The organism is Azospirillum sp. VT-I1 (assembly GCF_055698305.1).
Window position 1 is genome coordinate 54,188 of record NZ_CP168802.1, and the last position, 19,911, is coordinate 74,098.

A 19,911-nucleotide genomic window follows, 5' to 3' on the forward strand; every position below is an offset into this window, starting at 1 on the left:
CACGCAGAAAAATCCTGACGAGAGCGCGCGATGAAGCCTGCCCTTGATACCCCGTTCCGTGTCCGCGCCATCCTGTTCGACATGGACGGCACCCTGATCGACACCACGGGTCCCGTTGAACGCTCCTGGCGCAGCTGGGCGGCCCGGCACGATCTGGATCCCGACGCCATCCTGGCCGTCTGCCACGGCGTCCGCAGCATCGAGACCGTCCGCCGCTTCGCCCCCGCCGGTGCCGACATCGAGGAGGAAGTGCGTCTGGTGGAGGAGTGCTACACCAACGACACCGAAGGCGTGCGCGCCGTTCCCGGCGCGCTGGAGCTTCTGCAATCGCTGCCACGCCATCGCTGGGCGGTGGTGACCTCCGCGCCGCAGGCCATGGCGCGCAAGCGGATCGCCCAGGCCGGCCTGCCCCTGCCCGACCTGCTGATCGGCGCCGACAACGTCACCCAGGGCAAGCCCAACCCCGAAGGCTACCGCACCGCTGCCGAGAAGCTCGGCTTCGATCCGCGCGAAACCGTGGTGTTCGAGGATGCCCCGGCCGGCCTGGAAGCCGGCAATGCGGCCGGCGCCTGGGTGATCGGGCTGACCACCACGCTCCCGGCGCATGAGCTGGGCGGGAATCTGTGCCTGCCCGACCTGACGGCGCTGCGGGTGCGGGTGGATGAGGATGGGTTGGAGATCGTGGCGGTGGGTGGGTGATATTTGCGGAGTTAGACCCCCATCTATCCTCCCCGCTCTCAGCGGACCTACGGTCCGCCTGCCGCGTCAGCACAAAGCATAGCTTTGTGCGAGAGCTGGGCGGGGGAGGGACTGCCGCCACTCTCCCGCATAAGCACTCGTCCCCTCCCCCGCCCAGCGGGGAGGGTTAGGGTGGGGGCATCCGAAGCCGACACTCCTCACATTAGCTCGCCCGCCAATCCCCCTCCACCCAAGTCCCCTTCACCGTCAGGTCCGGCCGCAACAGCACCAGATCCGCCCGCCAACCGGGCGCGATGCGCCCACGCTCGCCGGCCATCCCCAAAAACTCCACCGGATAGAGCGACGCCATCCGCAGCGACTCCTCCAGCGGCAGGCCGATCAGCGTCCCGGCGTTGCGCACCGCCGTCGCCATGTCCAGGTCGGCCCCCGCCAGCGTCCCGTCGGCCAGCACCAGCCGCCCGTCCCGCCGGTAGATCGTCCGGCCGTTCAGTTCGAAGCTGTCGGCGTCGGTCCCCGTCGGCGGCATGGCGTCGGTCACCAGCATCATCCGCCCGCGCGGCCGGGCGGCCAGCGCCGCGCGCATCATCAGCGGATGGACGTGATGCCCGTCGGCGATCAGCCCACACCAGGGCCGCCGGTCGGCGAGCGCCGCGCCGGCCGGGCCGGGCTGGCGGTTGGCGATGCCGGGCATGGCGTTGTAAAGGTGCGTCACCCCGCGCACGCCGAGGTCGAAGGCCTCCACCACCCGCTCCGCACTCGCCATGGTGTGACCGACCGACAGGATCACCCCGGCGGCCATCAGCCGCGACAGGGCCGCATCCTCCACGCATTCCGGCGCCAGGGTCAGCAGCACACGCCCGCCCGGCATCCGTCCCGGCAGACCGCCGATGAAGTCCAGGTCGGCCCCGTCCGGCGCGCGGACGAAGCGCGGATCATGCGCGCCCACCCGTTGCGGGCTGATGAAGGGTCCTTCGAAATGGATGCCCAGAACGCCGCTACCGGGTTGCGCCACCGCCGTCACCGCCGCCTCGGCGGCGGCGCGGTGACACTCCGGCGTGTCGGTGATGATGGTCGGCAGCAGCCCGGTGGTGCCGAAGCGTCGATGCGCCGCGGCGATGGCCAGCGTCCCCTCCAGGGTCGGCCGCTCGTTGAACAGCACGCCGCCGCCGCCATTCACCTGAATGTCGATGAAGCCGGGCGCCAGCAGGTCGCCCGCCTCCAGCGCCACCGTCCGGTCGACGTCCGGCGGCGTGCGGCCGGGGGCGACGATGTCGAGGATGCGGCCATCCTCGACCAGCAGGCTGCGGCCGTCGAGGATGGTCTCGCCCGTGAAAATCCGGGCGCCGGTCAGGAGCTGTTGCATCAGACGGTCTTCGTCACTTTGGCGAGGTTGGGCGGGCTGTCGGGGTCGATGCCGCGGGCGAGTGCCAGTTCATAGACCGCGCCGTAGAAGCTCTGCAACGCCGCCAGCGGTGCGGCCTCCGGCGCCAGGTTGGGCAGGCTGGGCAGCAGCGTGGTCCCGGCAAGGCCGCTTTCGGTGGTGGCCACGGCGGCCCCAAGCCCGACGATCCGTTCCACCACCGCGCGGGTGTGCGGTTCCGCCGCGTCGGCCTGGGTCAGGGCCAGCACGGGGAATCCCGGACCGACCAGCGCCAACGGGCCGTGGACGACCTCCGCGGCGCTGAAGGCTTCCGCATGCAGGCGGCAGGTCTCCTTGAATTTCAGCGCCATCTCCAGCGCCGCCCCGAAGCCGACGCCGCGCCCCAGCACATAGAGGTTCTGTGCCGTGGCGAGCGGCATCAGCGCCGGCTTCCAGTCCAGCGCCTTCGCCGCTTCCAACGTCTCCGGCAGGGCGGCAAGGGTGGCTTTCAGCGCCGGGTCGTCCTGCCAATGGGCGACCACCTGCAGATAGGCGGCGAGCGAAGCGATGCAGGACTTGGTCGCGGCGACGCTGCGCTCCGGCCCGGCCGACAGCGGCAGGAAATGGTCGCACATGTCCGCCAGCGGCGAGTCCTCCGCATTGACGAAGCCGACCACCAGCGCCCCGCCGGCCTTCGCCGCCTCCACCAGCCGCAGCAGGTCCGGGCTGCGGCCGGATTGCGAGACGGCGACGAACAGCGCGCCTTCCAGGCTCAGCTGCCCGCCATAGACCGAGGCGATGGACGGCCCGATGGAGGCCACCGCCCGGCCCATGCGCGTTTCGATCAGGTATTTGCCATAGGCCGACGCATGGTCGGAACTGCCGCGGGCGCAGGTGACGACGAAGCGCGGCGGGTTGCGGCGCAGCCGCTCCCCCAATTCGGCGAAGCCGGCGCCACAGCGCTCGATCTGCCGGGCCACCGCGGCGGGGGCCTCTGCCGCCTCCGCTGCCATCAGGGGGGATTTTGGGGCGGCTTCTGCTCTGTCATGGCGGCGCTCGCGATTGACTGGTATAGATACCAATGTAAGACCTTATTGCGCCGGAGGCCAGCGTCCATTGGTGGAATCGCATCTCAACACTGCTCTCATCACGCAAGAAAAGCGGCGCGGCCTGGAAGGGCCGCGCCGCATGATGGGACCAGTCGAATACCAGAAGGGATGCGCGCTACTCGGCGGCGCGGCGCCCGCCCGGCAGCAGGCCGGTCAGCGCCCCGGCAAGCGCGTCGGCCTCGTTGCCGACGATCAGGTCGAGGCCGTTGGCGCCCATCCCCATCACGGCACGGACGCCGGCCTTCTTCAGCGCCTCGGCATTCGCCTTGCCGGCATCGGTCAGTTCGATGCGCAGGCGGGTGGTGGCGAAGGCGGCAAGCGTCTTGATGTTTCCGACGCCGCCCAGCGCCTCGGCGATGCGGGCGGCGCGGTCGGTCGGCACCGGTGCCGCAGGCGCGACCGCAGCGGCAACGGGCTTGGCGGAAACAGGCGCCGCGGCGACGGCCGGACCGTCGGCTTCCGCACCGGCGGAGCGCAGATACTCCTGCATCTCCGTCTTCAGGTTCTCCGACAGGGTACCGAACACAGCCTGCACGCTGTCGCGCACCCGCAGGATGCCGGACGCGCCCATGCTGCGCAGCTTGCCTTCGTCGACCCGGGCCGGGTCCTGCACCACCACGCGCAGGCGGGTGATGCAGGCGTCCAGGTTGGTGATGTTGCCGCGCCCGCCGAAGGCCAGCACGAGGTCGCGCGCCCGCTCGCTGCCGGTGGCGGCCGAAGCGGCACCTTCCGCCGCGTCCTCGCGGCCGGGGGTCTTCAGGTTCAGCGCCTGGATGGTGTAGCGGAACACGACGTAGTAGATCGCCGCATAGGCCGGCCCCAGGATCAGCACCAGCCACCATTTCTGCGAATAGGGGCTGAGCACGTTGAACAGCACGAAGTCGATGCCGCCCTGCGAGAAGGTGAAGCCCATATGGGCGCCCAGCGAGTTCATGATGAACTGCGAGGTCGCCGCCAGCACGGCGTGGATCAGGTACAGCACCGGCGCCAGGAACAGGAACGAGAATTCAATCGGTTCCGTGATGCCGGTCAGGAAGGAGGTGAGCGCGGCAGAGATCATGATGCCGCCGACTCGCACCCGGTTCTCCGGCTTGGCGGCATGCCACATGGCGATGGCCGCGGCCGGAAGGCCGAACATCTTGAACAGGAAGGCGCCGGACAGGATGCCGGCGGTGGGATCGCCCGCGAAGTAACGGGCGATGTCGCCGTGGACCACCTGTCCCGCGGCATTCTGGAAGGATCCGATCTCGAAGAAGAAGGGCACGTTCCAGATGTGGTGCAGGCCGAAGGGGATCAGCAGGCGTTCGACGAAGCCGTAGATGGTCGCCGCCAGACGCGGGTCGTTCACCGCCGCCCAGTGCGAGAAGCTGTTGATGCCGCCCTGGATCGGCGGCCAGATCACCGACAGCACGACGCCCAGCACGATGGCGGCCAGCGCGGTGATGATCGGCACGAAACGCTTGCCGGCGAAGAAGCCGAGATAGGCGGGAAGCGCGATCTTGTAGAAGCGGTTGAACATCGCCGCCGCAAGACCGCCGGCCAGGATGCCGCCGAACACGCCGGTTTCCATGGACTTGATGCCCATGATGGTCTTGGGCTCCATCCCCCAGACCCCGGTCATCACGCCAAGCGTGGCCAGCATCACGATGTAGCCGATGGTGGCGGCGATGGCCGACACGCCGTCATTCTCGGTATAGCCCAGCGCGACGCCGATGGCGAAGATCAGCGGGAGATTCCCGAAGATCACGTCGCCCGAATTCTTCATCAGCATCGACAGCAGCGGCGGCATCCATTCGAAGTTCGCCGCGCCGATACCCAGCAGCAGGCCGGCGACGGGAAGAACCGCCACCGGCAGCATCAGCGATTTGCCGATTTTCTGTAGAAACGCAAAGGGGTTCAATGCCATGGCGGCTCTCCCGCAATTTGTCCGGCGGCGGCAACATCGTCATCCCCGGACGGGAATACAACCCGCAACGGGGTCTGGTTTCTGGACATAGGCGACTTAGCATGTCGGGCAAGGCTTGAGGCTTATCCCGGATGCGCATGATCCGGCACGTGTTGGCCGCAGGCTTCCGCCTTTTCCGGACAGAAAGTTTCGATAATCTATAGCGGGAACTACGCCTGGGCCATGCGGCGTCTGCGCGCATACAAACGATCCGGCGTCCGTGCCAGGATCGCAGCCGTCCGACGCGAAGGCGCCCGCCGGGGTCGATGCGTTAAGAATGAGGACCAACCAATCATGACCGCGATCACGCTTGCAGCACCGCTGGCCGGATGGGCCATGCCGCTGACCGAAGTTCCCGACCCCGCCTTCGCCCAGGGGCTCGTCGGAACCGGCATGGCCATCGACCCGACCGTGAACGAGTTGCGCAGCCCCTGCGACGGCGTCGTGCTGTCGGTTCACCGCGCGCGCCACGCCTGCACGGTGCGGGCCGCCAGCGGGGCGGAGGTGCTGCTGCATCTGGGCGTCGACACCGTCGGGCTGAACGGCGAAGGCTTCACCGCCCATGTCCGCGACGGACAGGCTGTGAAGGCCGGCGATCCGCTGATCAGCTTCGACATGGATCTGGTGGGAAGCCGGGCGCAGAGCCTGGTCAGCATGATGGTCGTCGTGAATGACGGCTTCACCGTCGACGGCCAATCCGTCAACCGCGAGATCGCCGTCGGCGAGCCGGCGATGACCATCCACGGCGGCAGCGGCGCCGATGCCGCCCCCGCCGGCAACACCGCCCCCGACTCGGACGAGACGGGCGAACGCGGCGTGGAGCTGCGCATCGCCAACGGCCTGCATGCCCGGCCGGCCGCCGCCCTCGTCGCCGCCACCAAGCCCTATCCGGGAACCGTCACCATCCACTGCCGCGACCGCAGCGCGAATGCCAAGAGCGTCGTTGCCCTGATGGGGCTCGGCACCGTTCTGGGCGACCGGCTGACCGTCCGCGCCGCCGGCCCCGGCGCCCAGGACATGGCGGAGAGCATCGCCGTGCTGATCGAAGGCGGGCTGGGCGATCCGGTCGTCGACGGGGCCATGGCGCCCGCGGCGAGCGCCGCCGCTCCGGTTGCCGCCCAGGCTGCCGCTCCGGTCCAACCGCCGGTGGAGGAGGACGTCGGTCCGCCCTTCGCCCCCGGGGAGGAGGTCCTGCTGAAGGGCACCATCGCCGTGCCGGGTCAGGCGGTGGGCACCGTCGTCCGCCGTTTCCGCAGCGCCGTGCGCGTGGTGGAGGAAGGCGCCGGACCGGCGGTGGAGGAGCCGCGGCTGCGTCGGGCGCTGGACAGCGTGGTGGCGGAGCTGGGCCGCTCGGCCGAGCGGATGCCGGAACACGCTGCCATCTTCCAGGCCCATCGCGAACTCCTGGACGATCCGGAACTGCTGGACGGCGCGCTCGCCGACATCCGCGCCGGCAAGAGCGCCGAATGGGCATGGCAGCGGACGGCGCGCGTGCAGGCCGATGCGCTGGCGGCGCTGGCCGATCCGCGCATGGCGGAACGGGCGGCCGACCTGCGCGACCTCGAACAGCAGGTGCTCGCGGTGCTGGGCGGCAAGGGGCCCAGCGTCGGTCTGGCGGAACTGCCGGCCGGCAGCATCGTTCTGGCCGACGAGATCCTTCCCTCCGACCTTGCCGGCGTCCCGGCGGGGCGGCTGGCCGGAATCGGCATGGTGCATGGCGGCCCGACCTCCCACGCCGTCATCCTGGCGGCGGCGCTCGGCGTGCCGACCGTGGTGGCGCTCGGCCGGCAGGCGGAGCGGGTGCCGGACGGCGCCCCCGTCGTGATCGACGGCAACCGGGCCGAATTGCTGGTCTTCCCGCCGGAGGACATGCTGGCGACGACCCGCACCGCCGTCGCCGCCCGCGCCGCGCGGCGCGAGGAGAACCGCCGCAGCGCCGGTGAGGACTGCCGCATGGCCGACGGCACGCGGATCGAGGTGTTCGCCAACCTTGGCCGGGTCAGCGACGCCCCCGGCGCGGTGGTGGAGGGGGCGGAGGGCTGCGGCCTGCTGCGCACCGAATTCCTGTTCCTGGAACGCCAGTCCGCGCCGACGGAGGACGAGCAGCACCGGCAGTATCAGCAGATCGCGGACGCGCTGGAAGGCCGGCCGCTGGTGATCCGCACGCTGGATGTCGGCGGCGACAAGCCCCTGTCCTACCTGCCGCTGCCGAAGGAGGAGAACCCGGTGCTGGGCCTGCGCGGCGTCCGCGTGGGCCTGCGCGAGCCGGAGCTTCTGCGCGCGCAGATCCGCGCCATCCTGCGGGTGAAGCCGGCGGGTGCCTGCCGCATCATGGTGCCGATGATCGCCTCGCCGTCGGAACTGCTGGCGGTGCGCCGGATGGTGGACGAGGAGCGCGAGAGGCTCGGCCGTGCGGAACCGATCGAGCTTGGCGCCATGATCGAGGTTCCGGCCGCGGCGCTGATCGCCGACCGCATCAGCGCGGTGGCCGATTTCCTGTCCATCGGCACCAACGACCTGACCCAGTATGTGCTGGCGATGGACCGCGGCAACCCGCATGTGGCGGCCCAGCTCGACGCCCTGCATCCGGGCGTGCTGCGGCTGATCCGCCTTGCCGTCATGGGGGCCAAGACCTACGACCGGACGGTCGCGGTCTGCGGCGGCTCCGCCTCCGACCCGATGGCGGCCCCGCTGCTGATCGGTCTCGGCGTGACGGAACTGTCGGCCACCCCGGCGGTGATCGCCGATCTGAAGGCCTTCATCCGCACCCTGCGCATGGAGGACTGCCGCCGCGTCGCCGAGGCGGCGCTGGCCACCGACAGCGCCGACGAGGTTCGCCGGCTGGTCGCGGAGACCTGGCCGGCAATCTGACGCCGGCACTGCCGGCGAAAGCCGCACAAGCCGAAGGCCGGCCGCCCTTTCCCGGGCGGACCGGCCTTTCGTCTTTTTGCGGGCGCCGCAGGGAAGCGCCGTGCCATCGGCCAAACTAAAGTTGCAACTGGTGCCATGCGTTAGCTCATTGACTGCACCGCCTGAGCGCAAGCACGAACGGCAATCGTATAACTTGATCAGCTTTTGCAGCCAAAAGACATCATCGGCGCGACTCTGCATTTTATTTGAAAATCCGCAAAATTATTCACGCCTGCGGAATGGTCTCTGCTGCGGCATTTTGAACCATAGTTTGATTGCGCCTGCATTCCAAAGTTATCCAAGTTAAAATATTAATATATCAACCCTAAAGGACCGTCTCTGCGGAACGAACCATCCAATTGTCAATAAGGGCAGAGCCGGGCTGACCGCCCGGTTTCCTTTACCGTCTTTGGTTTAGACCGTCGACCACCTTGGTGGATCTGCCGGTCGCGGCCGTTCCCTCCGCCGAGGCAGGAACTCTTTGCATAAGCAGGACCTTACCATGATCACGCTCCTTCCGCGGCTGTCGATCCGCGCCACGCTTGGCCTTGTCGTCGCCGCGCTGGGCCTGCTGCTGATCGCCACCAGCACCCACACGATGATCGACGTGGTGAACCGCACGCGCACCGCCGACCGGGTGGCCACGCTCAGCGAGACCAGCCGCGAACTGCTGCGCACTCTGCTGGCGATCCGGCTGGAACGCGGGCTGGTCGGGCCGGCGCTGGGGGCCGAAGGGCCGGCCGGCGATAGCGAACTCCGCCAGATCACCGCGAACCGCGAGGTGGCGGAGGCCGGCTATGCCGCCATCGCCGCGAGGCTGGATGGGCTCGACCTGCCCGGTTTGCCGGCCGCCGCCTCGCGTCTGCGCACCGCACACGACACCCTCGCCACCCTGCGTCGGCAGGCTGACGAGGCTCTGCGCCAAGGCAAAGCGGCGCGTGACCCGGCGGTTTCCACCGCCTGGGCGACGGCGCCCGTCGCCTATCTCGACGCGCTGACCGCCGCTACCGATCTGCTGGATGCCTCGCTGAAGCTGGCCGATCCGATGGTCGATCACCTGCTGGGCATCAAGCGCGCCGCCTGGAACACCCGGCTGAACGCCGGCGGCATGGCACTGCGCATCCAGACCGCGGTCGCCACCGGCCAGGCCTGGACGCCCGCCGACGCGCAGGCGGTGGCGGAGGCGGTCGGCCGCACCACCCAGGCCTGGACCCTGGTGACGGAAGCCGCCGCACGTCCCGACACGCCCGACGCCATCCGCAGCGCGGTGGAGAAGGCCAAGGTCAATTTCGAAGGCCCGCTGGTCGAACAGCGCAAGGCGGTGCTCGCCGCGCTCGCCGAAGGACGCAAGTCGCCAGTCGAGATCGGCACGATGCGCCAGCAGGACACCGCCAGCCAGGGCTACATCGTCGATGCCGCGCTGGCCGCGGTGGACCAGATGGTTGCCCGTGCCGATGCGCAGGCCGCGCACGCCACGCGCGACGCCATTGTCGCCGGCCTGCTGGTGGTGGCCGCCATCGTGCTGACCATCGCCGGCATGATCGTCGCCAAGCGCCGGGTGAGCGACCCGATCCGTTCGATGACCGACGCAATGCGCCGGCTGGCCGACCGCGACATGGCAGTGGCGATCCCCGGGCTGGACCGCAGCGACGAGATCGGCGGCATGGCCACGGCCGTCACCGTCTTCCGCGACAGCATGATCACCGCCGACCGGCTTGCCGCCGAACAGGCGCGCGAACAGGCCGCCAAGGAGAAGCGTGCGGCCCATCTGGAAGCGCTGATGCGCGATTTCGACGCCAAGGCGATGCACATCGTGGAGACCGTCGCGTCCGCCGCCACCGAGATGCAGGGCACCGCGGGCGCCATGTCCACCACCGCCACCCAGGCCAGCGAGCAGGCGACCGCCGTCGCCGCGGCGTCCGAACAGGCATCCGCCAACGTCCAGACGGTTGCGTCGGCGACGGAAGAGCTGTCGGCCTCCATCCTGGAGATCGGCCGCCAGATCGCCGCCTCCACCCGCATCTCGGGCGAGGCGGTGACCCAGGCCGACCAGACCAACACCACCATGCGCGTCCTGGTGGAGGCGGCCGACCAGATCGGCCATGTGGTGGAGATGATCAACACCATCGCCGCCCAGACCAACCTGCTGGCGCTGAACGCCACCATCGAGGCGGCCCGCGCCGGCGAGGCCGGCAAGGGCTTCGCCGTCGTCGCCGGCGAGGTGAAGGCTCTGGCCAGCCAGACCGCCCGCGCCACCGACGAGATCCAGGCCAAGGTGCGGGAGATCCAGCTCGCCACCGGCGGTGCGCAGGAAGCGATCCAGGGCATCGGCCAGACCATCGGCCGCATCAGCGAGATCACCACCACCATCGCCGCCGCCATCGAGGAGCAGGGCGCCGCGACTCGCGACATTGCCAGCAACGTGACGGAGGCCGCGCGCGGCACCACGTCGGTGTCCTCCACCATCGTCGGCGTCAATCAGGCGGTGCTGGAGACCGGCTCCGCCGCGACCGAGGTGCTGGACGCGGCCAGCAGCCTCGCCCGCGAGGCGGAAACCCTGCGCGGCGAGGTGACGTCCTTCATCACCGCAGTGCGCGCCGCGTAACCCTCCTGCCAGGGCGGGCTCAGGAGCGGCATCAGGGACGACCGTTCCGCTCCCTGCCCGCCCCCGCCAGCATGGTTTCCTGCACCGCCATCACCGCCGCCCCGATCACCCCGGCGCTCTCCACCTCCGGCACATATTGGATGTCGAGATGCCGGGTGGAGAGGGCGAGCGAGCGCTGATAGACGCTCTGCCGGATCGACGCCAGCAGAAGCGGACCGATCCGGGCGACGCCGCCGCCGATGAAGATGTGCGACGGGTTGAAGAAATTGACCACCGCCGCCAGCATCCGGCCGATATGGGCGCCGGCCTGCTGGACGATGGCGTTGGCGGCGGCGTCGCCCGCCCGGCTGGCATTGCCGAGATCGACGGTGGTCAGCGTGCCGTTGCGCTCCAGCAGGTCCATCAGCCGCGGGCTCTCCCCGGCGCGGGCGGCCTCCTCCGCCATGCGGGCGATGGCCGGGCCGGCCGCCATCGCTTCGACGCAGCCGGCATTGCCGCAATGGCAGATCGGCCCCTGCGGATCGACGCAGATATGGCCGACGTCTCCCGCCGAGCCGTCCCGCCCGCGATAGACCATGCCGTGGCAGATGATGCCGCAGCCGATGCCGGTGCCAATTTTGATGACCAGGAAGTTCTGAAGCTGCCCGCGCAGGCGCCAATGGGTGCCCAGCGCCATGATGTTCACGTCGTTGTCGACGAAGACCGGGGCGGCATACTCCTCCGCCAGACAATCGCGGATCGAGAAGCTCTCCCACCCCGGCAGCAGCGGCGGGTTGACCAGCATGCCGCTGTCGAAGGCGACCGGTCCCGGCACGCCGACCCCGATCCCCAACACCTGCGCCGCACCGATCCCGCAACGCTCCCGCGCCTCGCGCAGCAGATCCCGCACGCGCGCGAACAGGGCGGCCGGACCGTCGCGGACCTCGGCCGGTTCCGACCGGTGGTCCAGCACCGTCATGTCCGGCGCGAGCAGAGCCACGTCGAGGCTCGTCGCGCCGATGTCGATCCCCGCCAACACCCCCATGCGGTGGCTCAGCCGCAGCACCTCCGGCCGCCGCCCGCCGGAGGATGGCTGCACCCCGCCCTCCTCGATCAGTTCGCGCCCGATCAGTCCGGATATCGCGAGGTTGGCCTTGCTCTTGGAGAAGTCGACGGACGACGCCAACTCGCCCCGCGACAGCCCGCCCGACCAGAACAGCCGCTCCAGCATGGCGCGCTCGCCGTCGGACAGACGTTGCCAGTCAACCATGAGGATTGCCTTTCTGGAGTGCTATTGCCCCCTCCCCATCCCTCCCCGCTTCGCGGGAGAGGGGGCCTTACGCGAAGCGGCGGCAGTTCCCTCCACCGCCGAAGGCGGGGAGGGTTAGGGAGGGGGCACACGATTCCTTCCCCCATCCCTACCACACCCTCTCCACTTTTGCCAAATTATGTTCGAAGTCGGCCATTGTCTGTCCAAAGCATCGGGCTTACCATCCGCTTAACAGACGAAGCGGCGCCCTTCGGGACGACACGCTCCGCGATGGGAGAAACGTCATGGACGGCATCCGCCCCGCCGCAGCATCGCGGCCGGTGGGAAGGCCGTCAGGGGGTGCGGAGCCATGAGCCTGCATGTCGCCTTCGACGGCATCACCAAGGAATTCGGTCCCGTGCGCGTGCTGCACGGCGTCAGCTTCGACCTGCATCCGGGCCGGGTGCATGGGCTGCTGGGCGAGAATGGCGCCGGCAAATCGACGCTGATGAAGATCCTCGCCGGCTATCACGCGCCGACCTCCGGCACGCTCAGCATCGACGGCGAACCCGTGGCCTTCAAAGGCTCGCGCGACGCCGAAGAGCGCGGGATCGTGCTGATCCACCAGGAACTCAGCCTTGCCGACGACCTGACCGTCGCCCAGAACATGTTCCTGGGCCACGAGATCAAGCGCGGCTGGCTGCTGGACGACCGCGCCATGCGCGCACAGGCGGCCGAGGCCCTGCGTCAGGTGGGCTTCGACCGCGATCCCGACACCAAGGTCCGCGAGCTGATCGTCGCCGAGAAACAGCTGGTCGAGATCGCCAAGGCCCAGCTGCGCAACGCCCGCCTGCTGATCATGGACGAGCCGACGGCCAGCCTGACCCCGTCCGAATGCGACCGGCTGTTCGGACTGATCGAGCGGCTGAAGCAGAACGGCGTCACCATCGTCTACATCTCGCACAAGCTGGACGAGGTGGAGCGCATCACCGACGAGGTGATCGTCATGCGCGACGGCCGCTTCGTCGCCCGCGCCCCCACCGCCGAGACGCCGCGCCAGCGCATGGCGACGCTGATGGTCGGGCGCGAGTTGACCGACATGTTCCCGGACAAGCACATCCCCGCCATCGGCAAGCCGCTGATGGCCGTGCGCGGCCTGACCGTACCCGGCTGGGCGGAGGATGTGAGCTTCGACCTTCACCCCGGAGAAATCCTGGGCTTCGCCGGCCTTGTCGGCGCCGGCCGCACCGAGCTGTTCGAAGGCATCCTGGGCCTGCGCCCGCGCAGCGGCGGCACCGTCGAGATGGAAGGCCGCCCGGTCTCCTTGCGCAACCCGCGCGAGGCGATGCGCAACGGCCTGACCTATCTCAGCGAGGACCGCAAGGGCAAGGGCCTGCACGTCAATATGGGGCTGCGCGACAACCTGACCCTGATGATGCTGCGCCACCATGCCCAGCCGCTGCTGTCGCCGGCCTCGGAGGATCGGGCGCTGGAACACGCGGTCGCCGGCTTCGGCATCCGCGGCAATCCGCAGGGCACAGCATCGTCGCTGTCCGGCGGCAACCAGCAGAAGCTGGCCATCGCCAAGTTCCTGGAGCCGGACCCCCGCGTCTTCGTGCTGGATGAGCCGACGCGCGGCGTCGATGTCGGCGCCAAGCGGGACATCTATTTCCTGATCGCGCGGCTGGCCGCCGAAGGGCGCGGCGTGATCGTGATTTCATCGGAACTGATCGAACTGATCGGGCTCTGCCACCGGGTGATCGTGATGCGCGGGCGCCGGGTGACCGCGACCGTGCCCGCCGACCGGCTCAGCGAAGAGGAGTTGATTGCCCATGCCATCGGGACAGATGCCAGCGGGACCGACGTCAGCACCCGCCCCCACGCCGGCCACTGAGGTCCGCAGCGTGTCCACAGGCAAGCCGGCACGCCGCTTCGACCCGCACCGTTTCGGACCGGTCGTCGGGCTGGTGCTGCTGCTGATCGTCGGCACGGCGCTGAACCCGGATTTCGCGACCTGGGACAACCTGATGAACGTGCTGACCCGCACGGCCTTCATCGGCATCATCTCCATCGGCATGTGCTTCGTCATCATCTCCGGCGGCATCGACCTGTCGGTGGGGTCGATGGCGGCGCTGATCGCCGGCGGCATGATCCTGCTGATGAACGCATTGGCCGAGTCGGTCGGCTCGCCGGTCGCGGTGGTGGGGCTCGGCATGCTGTTCGCGCTGCTGCTGGGCGGCGGGTTCGGGCTGGCGCACGGCTATCTGGTCACGCGCGGCCGGATCGAGCCCTTCATCGTCACGCTCGGCACGCTGGGCATCTTCCGCGCCGTGCTGACCTGGCTGGCCGACGGCGGCGCCATCACGCTGGACAACGATCTGTCGGAGGCTTACGGCCCGGTCTATTACGGCAGCATGCTCGGCCTTCCGGTCCCGGTCTGGGTCTTCCTGGCCGTGTCGGTGGCGGGTGCCGTCCTGCTGAACCGCACCGCCTTCGGCCGCTATGTCCAGGCCATCGGCTCCAACGAGCAGGTCGCCCGCTTCGCCGCAGTGGATGTCGACCGGGTGAAGCTGCTGACCTACGGGCTGCTGGGCGTGTGCGTCGGCATCGCCACGGTTCTGTATGTGCCGCGCCTGGGCTCCGCCTCCCCCACCACCGGCCTCTTGTGGGAGCTGGAGGCCATCGCCGCGGTGATCGTCGGCGGCACCTCCTTCAAGGGGGGCGAGGGGCGGATCGCCGGCACGGTGATCGGTGCGGTGCTGCTGTCGGTCATCAGCAACATCCTGAACCTGACCAGCATCATCAGCGTCTATCTGAACGCGGCGGTCCAGGGCTGCGTCATCATCGCCGTCGCCTTCCTGCAGCGCCGGCGCCCTTAAAAACGATAAGGAGGAGAAACGTCATGTCGGAAGTTGCGCGTTATTCCCGCCGTCTTGTCCTGGGTGCCGGTGTGGCCATGGCCGCGACGGTCGCCCTCGGTGGCGGCCTTGGCGGCGCCGCCTTCGCGGCGGACGCGGTGAAGCTGGGCGTCAGCATCCCCGCCGCCACCCATGGCTTCACTGGCGGCATCGTCTGGTGGGCCAACCAGGCGAAGGCGGAGTTGGAGAAGGCCCATCCCAACCTGAAGATCACCGTCAAGACCGCAAGCGGCGCGCCGGAACAGGCGAACCAGCTTCAGGATCTGGTGACGGTGACCAAGATCGACTCGCTGGTCATCTTCCCGTTCGAATCCGCCGCCCTGACCCAGCCGGTGATGCAGGCCAAGAAGAAGGGCGTCTACGTCACCGTCGTCGACCGCGGCCTGACCGACGCAAACGCCCAGGACGCCTACATCGCCGGCGACAACACCGCCTTCGGCCGCATCCCCGCCGAATACATCGCGAAGAAGTACAACGGCAAGGCCAACATCGTGGCGCTGCGCGGCATCCCCACCACGCTCGACAACGAGCGGTGGGAGGCTTTCACCGCCGTGATGAAGCAGCATCCGGGCATCAAGATCCTCGACGCCAAATACGCCAACTGGAACCGTGACGACGCCTTCAAGGTGACGCAGGACTTCCTGACCCGCTTCAAGGAGATCGACGTCATCTGGGCCGCCGACGACGACATGGCCTTCGGCGTGCTGAAGGCGATCGAGCAGGCCAAGCGCACCGACATCAAGGAGGTGTTCGGCGGTGCCGGCTCAAAGACGATGGTGAAGACCATCATGGACGGCTCCAACCCGCTGCTGCACGCCGACGTGTCCTATTCGCCGAAGTTCATCTACGACGCCATCAAGATGACCGCCGAAGCCCGCCTGAAGGGCGACAAGCTGCCGGCAACCTACATCATCCCGTCGTCGCTGATCACCAAGGAGAATGCGAAGGAGTTCTACTTCGCGGATTCGCCATACTGATCCTTGCGACGTTAGACCCCCACCCTGACCCTCCCCCGCTGGGCGGGGAGGGGATAGGACCCTTGTCGACGTTCGGCGGCAGTCCCTCCCCGCCCAGCGGGGGAGGTTAGGTGGGGGCATTCGCCAGCCGACACCTCCCGTCAACCGGGGAGCCCAAACCCATGAAGACCATCAAAGGCCCGGCGATCTTCCTCGCCCAGTTCGCGGGCGACGCCGCACCCTTCAACTCGCTGGACGGCATCGCCCGCTGGGCCGCCGGCCTCGGCTTCAAGGGCGTGCAGATCCCCAGCTGGGACCGCCGCCTGTTCGACCTGCAGAAGGCCGCCACCAGCCGCACCTACTGCGACGAGGTCAAGGGCACGCTCGCCGCTGCCGGCGTCGAACTGACCGAGCTGTCCACCCACCTGCAGGGCCAGCTCGTCGCCGTCCACCCCGCTTACGACGCGCTCTATGACGGCTTCGCCCCGGCGGAGGTCCATGGCCGTCCTGACGCGCGGCAGGCCTGGGCGGTGGACCAGCTGCATCTCGCCGCCAAGGCGTCCGCCAATCTCGGCCTGACCGCCCACGCCACCTTCTCCGGCGCGCTGGCCTGGCCCTATCTCTATCCCTGGCCGCAGCGCCCGCCCGGCCTGATCGAGACCGCCTTCGATGAGCTGGCGAAGCGCTGGCGCCCGATCCTGGATGCCTTCGACGAGGCCGGCTGCGACCTCTGCTACGAGATCCATCCCGGCGAGGACCTGTTCGACGGCACCACCTTCCAGATGTTCCTCGACCGGGTCGGCGGGCACAGGCGCTGCAACATCCTGTTCGACCCCAGCCACTTCGTCCTGCAACAGCTGGACTATCTCGGCTACATCGACGTCTTCCACGACCGCATCCGCATGTTCCACGTCAAGGATGCGGAGTTCAACCCGACCCCCTGGCAGGGCGTCTATTCCGGCTATGCGCCGTGGAAGGACCGGGCCGGGCGCTTCCGCTCGCTGGGCGACGGGCAGGTCGATTTCCGCGGCATCTTCTCCAAGCTGACCCAGTACGGCTTCGACGGCTGGGCGGTGCTGGAATGGGAATGCTGCATCAAGCATCCGGAGCAGGGGGCCGCCGAGGGCGCCCGCTTCATCCAGGACCACATCATCCGCGTCACTGACCGCGCCTTCGACGATTTCGCCGATGCCGGAACCGACGAGGCGGCCAACCGCCGGATTCTCGGTCTGGGGAAAGGGGCACCATGAGCGCGGAACAATCGCCTGCATCAGCCAGACGCTTGAGGCTGGGCATGGTCGGCGGGGGCCAGGGCGCCTTCATCGGCGCCGTGCACCGCATCGCCGCCCGCATCGACGACCGCTATGAACTGGTCGCCGGCGCCCTGTCCTCCGATCCCGAGCGGGCGCGGGCCAGCGGGGCCGAGCTGTTCCTGGCGCCCGACCGCTGTTACGACGACTTCCGGACGATGGCAAAGGCGGAGGCTGCCCGGCCCGACGGCATCGACGCCGTCGCCATCGTCACGCCGAACCACCTGCATTACCCCGCCGCCAAAGCGTTCCTCGAGGCTGGCATTCACGTCATCTGCGACAAGCCGCTGGTCCACACCGTGGAGGAGGCGGAGGACCTCGCCGCCCTGGTTCACAGCCGCGACCTCGTCTTCGTGCTGACCCACAATTACAGCGGCTATCCGATGATCCGGCAGGCCCGCGCCATGGTCGCATCGGGCATGCTGGGCAAAATTCGGGTGGTGCAGGCCGAATATGCCCAGGACTGGCTGGCGACCGATCTGGAGGCCAGCGGGCAGAAGCAGGCGTCCTGGCGCACCGATCCGGCGCAGAGCGGCATCGCCGGCTGCATCGGCGACATCGGCACTCACGCCTTCCATCTGGCGGAGTTCGTGACCGGCCTCACCTGCACCGACATCGCCGCCGACCTGACGGCGTTCGTGCCCAACCGGCGGCTGGACGACAACGCCCACATCATGATGCGCTTCGACGGCGGCGCCCGCGGCATGCTGTGGGCGAGCCAAGTCAGCCCCGGCACCACCAACGGCCTGCGCCTGCGCGTGTTCGGCGAGGCCGGCGGGCTGGAATGGCAGCAGGAACAGCCCAACGAACTGCGCTTCACCCCGCTGGGCGAGCCGACGCGCACCCTGCTGCGCGCCGGAGCGGGGAGCCTGCCGGCGGCGAGCGCCATCTCGCGCACGCCTGCCGGCCATCCCGAAGGCTATCTGGAAGGCTTCGCCCAGATTTACCGCGACGCTGCCGACCGCATCGCCGCCCGGCTGGACGGCCGCCCGGCTCCGGCCGACGTGCCCTTGCCGACGGTGGAGGACGGGCTTCGCGGCGTGCGCTTCATCCATGGCGCGGTGGAGTCCAGCCGCTGCAATGCCGCGTGGGTTTCGTTGGAGTCCTGAGCCACCCGTGACCTACCCCCTCTCCCCCGGGGAGAGAGGGTAATTTGCTTTTGCGTTCCCGTTGGCGTGATGCACAGAACCGGCAAAAGCCGTTCCGATGAGGCAATCACGCTCCCGGCCCTTTCCGTACCATCCGTTCATCAAGACAGCCGGAGCCGACCCAGACGGCACGGCCCCGAACGGACGTCGCATGACCACCCACGAATTCAACCCGTCGCGCCGGACGGTCCTCTCCGGCAGTGCCGCTCTCGCCGTTGCGGGAAGCGGGCTGCTGACCTCGGTCGCCGGCCCCGCCGCAGCGGCCGAAAAGACGGCCATCCGCCAAGACCCGACCAAAGGAACGAGACCCATGCTTCAGGGCAGCTACGTCACCACCAAGGATGGCGTCCAGATCTACGTCAAGCAGTGGGGGCCGCAGACCGGCCAGCCGGTCGTCTTCAGCCATGGCTGGCCGCTCACCGGCGACGCCTTCGAAGACCAGATGATGTATCTGGCCCAGCACGGCTACCGCACCATCGCCCATGACCGCCGCGGCCATGGCCGGTCGTCGCAGCCGGGCTTCGGCAACGATCTGGACCATTATGCCGACGATCTGGCCGCGGTGACCGAGGCGCTGGAGCTGAAGAACGCCGTCCATGTCGGCCATTCCACCGGCGGCGGCGAGGTCGCACGCTACATCGGCCGCCACGGCGTGTCGCGCGTCGCCAAGGCCGTGCTGATCGGCGCCATCCCGCCGATCATGGTCAAGACCGACTGGAACCCCGACGGCGTGCCGATGGAGGTGTTCGACGGCATCCGCGCCGGGGTGAAGGCCGACCGGTCGCAGTTCTTCAAGGATCTGACGATCCCCTTCTACGGCTACAACCGTCCGGGCGCCAAGGTCTCGCAGGGCGTCATCGACAGCTTCTGGATGCAGGGCATGATGGGCGGCCTGCTGGCCGAGTACGAGTGCGTCAAGGCCTTCTCCGAGACCGACCAGCGCGAAGACCTGAAGAAGATGATCGTCCCGACGCTGGTGATGCACGGCGACGACGACCAGATCGTCCCGATCGCCACCTCCGCCAAGGCCGCCGTGGCACTTCTGCCGAAGGGAACGCTCAAGGTCGTCCCCGGTGCCCCGCACGGCATCTGCACCACGCACAAGGACATCGTGAACGAGGAACTGCTGGCCTTCATCCGGAGCTGAGTCATGACCTACCTGTCCCGTCTCGACCTGCACGATGTCGTGCGCAAGGAAGCCGCGGCGCTGCTCCAGGCCCGCCTGTCCGACGCGCTCGACCTGGAAGCCCAGACCAAGCAGGCCCACTGGAACGTCAAGGGCCCGCATTTCCTGCAGCTGCACGAGCTGTTCGACCGCCTCCATGACGAGGTCGAAGGCTTCGTCGACCTGATTGCCGAACGCATCACCACGCTGGGCCACATCGCCGACGGCCGGGTGCAGACCACCGCCTCCCGCAGCGCTCTCTACGAATATCCGCTGCAGGCAGTCGACGGCGTGGCGCATCTGAAGGCGCTGGCCGGCGCACTGGCCCAGTTCGGCGCCCGCGTGCGCGCCGACATCGAGACCGCCACCGGCGTAGGCGATGCCGACACCGCCGACCTGTTCACGCAGGTCTCGCGCGAGTGCGACAAGCAGCTCTGGATGCTCGAAGCCCATCTGGTGACCGGCGAATCCGCGACCTGATCCCCACGGTCAATGTCTCTTGCCGCACAACAGTCATGTTCCATCTCGCATGATTGTTCTGCCTGACTCCACCATGGC

General features: G+C 68.7%; 14 protein-coding genes. 10 read left to right on the forward strand and 4 right to left on the reverse strand.

Annotated features, from left to right (window positions below; genetic code table 11):
• Window positions 1-30: 30 nt before the first annotated feature.
• Entirely contained in the window at window positions 31-699 is a 669-nt protein-coding gene (locus AB8P05_RS14410; protein ID WP_472759801.1) for an HAD family hydrolase, read from the forward strand.
• A 202-nt stretch (window positions 700-901) separates the two neighbouring features.
• Here the strand turns inward: AB8P05_RS14410 and nagA are convergent, their stop codons facing one another.
• The 3 genes from nagA to ptsG form a co-directional block, all read right to left on the reverse strand.
• Window positions 902-2,062, reverse strand: coding sequence for an N-acetylglucosamine-6-phosphate deacetylase (gene nagA / locus AB8P05_RS14415; protein WP_472759802.1), 1,161 nt, complete (start codon window positions 2,060-2,062; stop codon window positions 902-904).
• The gene (locus AB8P05_RS14420; RefSeq protein WP_472759803.1) at window positions 2,062-3,072 is read right to left on the reverse strand and encodes an SIS domain-containing protein; all 1,011 of its coding nucleotides are present in this window, start codon (window positions 3,070-3,072) and stop codon (window positions 2,062-2,064) included. Before AB8P05_RS14420 ends, nagA begins: the two co-directional genes overlap by 1 nt.
• A gap of 211 nt (window positions 3,073-3,283) precedes the next feature.
• A complete protein-coding gene (gene ptsG / locus AB8P05_RS14425; protein ID WP_472759804.1) occupies window positions 3,284-5,074 on the reverse strand; it encodes a PTS glucose transporter subunit IIBC in 1,791 nt (596 codons plus the stop codon).
• A 333-nt stretch (window positions 5,075-5,407) separates the two neighbouring features.
• On the opposite strand from ptsG, the gene ptsP reads away from it, so the two are divergent.
• Both ptsP and AB8P05_RS14435 read left to right on the forward strand, forming a co-directional pair.
• Window positions 5,408-7,984, forward strand: a complete 2,577-nt coding sequence (gene ptsP, locus AB8P05_RS14430; RefSeq protein WP_472759805.1) for a phosphoenolpyruvate--protein phosphotransferase — start codon at window positions 5,408-5,410, stop codon at window positions 7,982-7,984.
• A gap of 541 nt (window positions 7,985-8,525) precedes the next feature.
• A complete protein-coding gene (locus AB8P05_RS14435; protein WP_472759806.1) occupies window positions 8,526-10,628 on the forward strand; it encodes a methyl-accepting chemotaxis protein in 2,103 nt (700 codons plus the stop codon).
• A gap of 31 nt (window positions 10,629-10,659) precedes the next feature.
• On the opposite strand, the gene AB8P05_RS14440 is transcribed toward AB8P05_RS14435, so the two are convergent.
• Window positions 10,660-11,877, reverse strand: a complete 1,218-nt coding sequence (locus AB8P05_RS14440; protein WP_472759807.1) for an ROK family protein — start codon at window positions 11,875-11,877, stop codon at window positions 10,660-10,662.
• Window positions 11,878-12,226: 349 nt separating this feature from the next.
• On the opposite strand from AB8P05_RS14440, the gene AB8P05_RS14445 reads away from it, so the two are divergent.
• The 7 genes from AB8P05_RS14445 to dps all read left to right on the forward strand — a co-directional run bounded on the left by AB8P05_RS14445 (window position 12,227) and on the right by dps (window position 19,833).
• Window positions 12,227-13,750 carry a sugar ABC transporter ATP-binding protein gene (locus tag AB8P05_RS14445; protein ID WP_472759808.1) on the forward strand — a complete coding sequence of 508 codons (1,524 nt, stop codon included), beginning with the start codon at window positions 12,227-12,229 and terminating at the stop codon, window positions 13,748-13,750.
• Entirely contained in the window at window positions 13,704-14,735 is a 1,032-nt protein-coding gene (locus AB8P05_RS14450; protein ID WP_472760132.1) for an ABC transporter permease, read from the forward strand. Before AB8P05_RS14445 ends, AB8P05_RS14450 begins: the two co-directional genes overlap by 47 nt.
• Window positions 14,736-14,812: 77 nt before the next feature.
• A complete protein-coding gene (locus AB8P05_RS14455; RefSeq protein ID WP_472760133.1) occupies window positions 14,813-15,751 on the forward strand; it encodes a substrate-binding domain-containing protein in 939 nt (312 codons plus the stop codon).
• A 161-nt stretch (window positions 15,752-15,912) separates the two neighbouring features.
• A complete protein-coding gene (locus AB8P05_RS14460) occupies window positions 15,913-16,980 on the forward strand; it encodes a sugar phosphate isomerase/epimerase family protein (RefSeq protein WP_472759809.1) in 1,068 nt (355 codons plus the stop codon).
• Window positions 16,977-18,149: a Gfo/Idh/MocA family protein gene (locus tag AB8P05_RS14465; RefSeq protein WP_472759810.1), complete on the forward strand. Its 1,173-nt coding sequence runs from the start codon at window positions 16,977-16,979 to the stop codon at window positions 18,147-18,149. Before AB8P05_RS14460 ends, AB8P05_RS14465 begins: the two co-directional genes overlap by 4 nt.
• 349 nt (window positions 18,150-18,498) lie before the next feature.
• Window positions 18,499-19,335, forward strand: coding sequence for an alpha/beta fold hydrolase (locus AB8P05_RS14470; RefSeq protein ID WP_472760134.1), 837 nt, complete (start codon window positions 18,499-18,501; stop codon window positions 19,333-19,335).
• 3 nt (window positions 19,336-19,338) lie between these two features.
• Window positions 19,339-19,833, forward strand: a complete 495-nt coding sequence (gene dps, locus AB8P05_RS14475; protein WP_472759811.1) for a DNA starvation/stationary phase protection protein Dps — start codon at window positions 19,339-19,341, stop codon at window positions 19,831-19,833.
• The last annotated feature ends 78 nt before the right edge of the window (window positions 19,834-19,911 follow it).

What these genes read in the sequence shown, in the direction of transcription:
- AB8P05_RS14410 (WP_472759801.1), top strand. Translation starts at nt 31, where the DNA reads ATGAAGCCTGCCCTTGATACCCCGTTCCGTGTCCGCGCCATCCTGTTC.
- nagA (WP_472759802.1), bottom strand. Translation starts at nt 2,062, where the DNA reads ATGCAACAGCTCCTGACCGGCGCCCGGATTTTCACGGGCGAGACCATC.
- AB8P05_RS14420 (WP_472759803.1), bottom strand. Translation starts at nt 3,072, where the DNA reads ATGGCAGCGGAGGCGGCAGAGGCCCCCGCCGCGGTGGCCCGGCAGATC.
- ptsG (WP_472759804.1), bottom strand. Translation starts at nt 5,074, where the DNA reads ATGGCATTGAACCCCTTTGCGTTTCTACAGAAAATCGGCAAATCGCTG.
- ptsP (WP_472759805.1), top strand. Translation starts at nt 5,408, where the DNA reads ATGACCGCGATCACGCTTGCAGCACCGCTGGCCGGATGGGCCATGCCG.
- AB8P05_RS14435 (WP_472759806.1), top strand. Translation starts at nt 8,526, where the DNA reads ATGATCACGCTCCTTCCGCGGCTGTCGATCCGCGCCACGCTTGGCCTT.
- AB8P05_RS14440 (WP_472759807.1), bottom strand. Translation starts at nt 11,877, where the DNA reads ATGGTTGACTGGCAACGTCTGTCCGACGGCGAGCGCGCCATGCTGGAG.
- AB8P05_RS14445 (WP_472759808.1), top strand. Translation starts at nt 12,227, where the DNA reads ATGAGCCTGCATGTCGCCTTCGACGGCATCACCAAGGAATTCGGTCCC.
- AB8P05_RS14450 (WP_472760132.1), top strand. Translation starts at nt 13,704, where the DNA reads ATGCCAGCGGGACCGACGTCAGCACCCGCCCCCACGCCGGCCACTGAG.
- AB8P05_RS14455 (WP_472760133.1), top strand. Translation starts at nt 14,813, where the DNA reads ATGGCCGCGACGGTCGCCCTCGGTGGCGGCCTTGGCGGCGCCGCCTTC.
- AB8P05_RS14460 (WP_472759809.1), top strand. Translation starts at nt 15,913, where the DNA reads ATGAAGACCATCAAAGGCCCGGCGATCTTCCTCGCCCAGTTCGCGGGC.
- AB8P05_RS14465 (WP_472759810.1), top strand. Translation starts at nt 16,977, where the DNA reads ATGAGCGCGGAACAATCGCCTGCATCAGCCAGACGCTTGAGGCTGGGC.
- AB8P05_RS14470 (WP_472760134.1), top strand. Translation starts at nt 18,499, where the DNA reads ATGCTTCAGGGCAGCTACGTCACCACCAAGGATGGCGTCCAGATCTAC.
- dps (WP_472759811.1), top strand. Translation starts at nt 19,339, where the DNA reads ATGACCTACCTGTCCCGTCTCGACCTGCACGATGTCGTGCGCAAGGAA.